2 protein-coding genes are annotated in these 2,149 nt (G+C 47.9%); both read left to right on the top strand.

What is annotated here, in order from left to right:
* The first annotated feature begins 242 nt into the window (after positions 1 to 242).
* Positions 243 to 1,136, top strand: coding sequence for a heme o synthase (gene cyoE, locus J4F31_12455; GenBank protein MCE2497364.1), 894 nt, complete (start codon positions 243 to 245; stop codon positions 1,134 to 1,136).
* Between the two features lie 122 nt (positions 1,137 to 1,258).
* Positions 1,259 to 1,831 carry a cytochrome c oxidase subunit 3 gene (locus J4F31_12450; GenBank protein ID MCE2497363.1) on the top strand — a complete coding sequence of 191 codons (573 nt, stop codon included), beginning with the start codon at positions 1,259 to 1,261 and terminating at the stop codon, positions 1,829 to 1,831.
* The last annotated feature ends 318 nt before the right edge of the window (positions 1,832 to 2,149 follow it).

Here is a 2,149-nt window from a genome sequence, read left to right as displayed (position 1 = left end):
TCTTGTAAGCCGGCTTTCGATATTTCTTGCTTTTTCATATCACTAAGTTAAGTGACACACTTTTCTGAACAGACTCGTTGAGTCGATAGCTAACCGCTCTTATAATCTACGGAGCTTGAGATTTTGAAAGACCCCATCGATTAACCAGGTCATAACCGCGTTTCCATTAGCTTTTATGGAACAGGCATCTTCCCGACGGTAAAAATTTTCCACAATCCTTTTTTGTATTTTTGCCGCCACAAATGAAAGAAGCTCAGGACATTTCCATAACCGAAACCAGCGCATTCCGCGACTACGTGGCCTTAGCCAAGCCGCGATTGGCCACAAGCGTGGTGTTCAGCGCCGGTGCCGGGTATTTGATTGGGATGCCAGCCTTCAGCGGCTGGATGTTCACCTTACTCCTTGTGTGTGGTTTTCTCGTTGTCGGTTCGTCGAATGCCTTTAATCAGGTTATTGAGCGCAACCAAGATGCACTGATGGACCGCACCAAGGATCGTCCGGTTCCGGCCGGGAGGTTGTCGGTTTTGCAAGCCTTGATCGCAGCGACGATCATGGGCTTGGTAGGTTTGGCGCTGTTGTACTGGATCAATCCGCTATCGGCCATGTTCGGCGCGCTGAGTTTGTTTATTTATACGGCTGTTTACACGCCGCTTAAAGGAGTGACGCCACTAGCGGTATTCATCGGAGCGATTCCGGGAGCAATTCCCTTCATGCTTGGATGGGTGGCTGCCAATAACGATTTTGACATCGAGAGCGGCACCTTGTTTGCCGTGCAGTTTTTTTGGCAGTTCCCGCATTTTTGGGCCATTGCGTGGATTCTGCACGACGACTATAAAAAGGCCGGATACAAGTTACTGCCCAGTGGTGAGCGCGACCAAAGCAGTGCACTGCAAACTATATTTTATACGGTTTGGACCCTGATCGTGAGTTTGATTCCGGCCACGGGCCTCACCGGCTCTCTTGAATTGAGCACGATCGGAGCTGTCGCCGTCGCTATCGCTGGTGCTTTATTCTTGTGGCAAAGCTGGAACCTTTATAAAGGCCGAACGGTTGTAGAAGCGAAGAAATTGATGTTTGCCTCGATCATTTATATGCCCGTGGTGCAAATCATATATGTGGTTGATAGTTTGGTGTAATGCCATGAACCATGAACCATGAACCATGAACCATGAACCGCGAACCATGAACATGGGATTTCCGATAAGTAGAAATTCACGGTCCACGGTTCACGGTCCATGGTTTACTGAATCAAAGAACAATGGTTGATTCCGTCTTAAAAGAACAAAGAAAAAAAGCCGCCAAGCCGATGTTGTGGATCGGCATGGTGAGTATGGCCATGTTGTTTGCCGGATTGACATCGGGTTATATTGTGCGCCGCGCCGAGGGCAACTGGATCGTGTTCGATCTACCTTCAGAAATGTGGTACAGTACCATTGCCATCGTACTGAGTTCTGTGACGATGATATTTGCGCTTCGTGCCGCTAAGGCACAGAACCGAAATAATATGCTGTTGGGGTTGGCGCTGACGCTGGTGCTGGGCCTTGTCTTCACCTACTTCCAATTCGCCAGCTTCGAGGTACTCATCAATGGCGGAGTGTATTTTACGGGCGAAAGTTCCAATGCCGCCGGAAGTTTTCTATATGTGATCGTGATCGCCCACTTGGTGCACGTCGCTTTCGGATTCATCAGTCTGCTGTACATGATGTTCAACGGCCTGCGCGGCAAGTACGACAACGGTAATACCCTGGGCATTGAGATAGGCAGCCAGTTTTGGCATTTCCTCGATGGGGTGTGGATTTACTTGTTTGTCTTTCTAATGCTCGTGAGGTAAAGCGTTAGTCATTTCTCGTTTTCTGAACAACGAACAGCGGTGGCCGTACATTCGCTTCGCGAGTGCATTTCTTGTAGATAAATTCGCTCTTCGTGCCAGTAAAACACCATTGACTCTGAAGAGAATAAACTCGGCGTAAGCCGAATTTATTCAGTCTTTGACTGAATCTACTTTTTCAACCTTATTCTAGTTTAGCCTGAAGCTGCTTCGCAGAACCCGATTTCGCAAAGCAAAACCGTAGGGCTTTTATATTTATAGAGGATTAGAAAGAGGTCATTAGAGTTGTTGATATTCGAGACTTTAATGGCCGGTGTACGA

This window comes from Flavobacteriales bacterium, assembly GCA_021296215.1.
Classification (GTDB): Bacteria; Bacteroidota; Bacteroidia; order Flavobacteriales; family ECT2AJA-044; genus ECT2AJA-044.
Note: the sequence above shows the minus strand (reverse complement) of the source record. Positions and strands in the feature narration are given on the sequence as shown.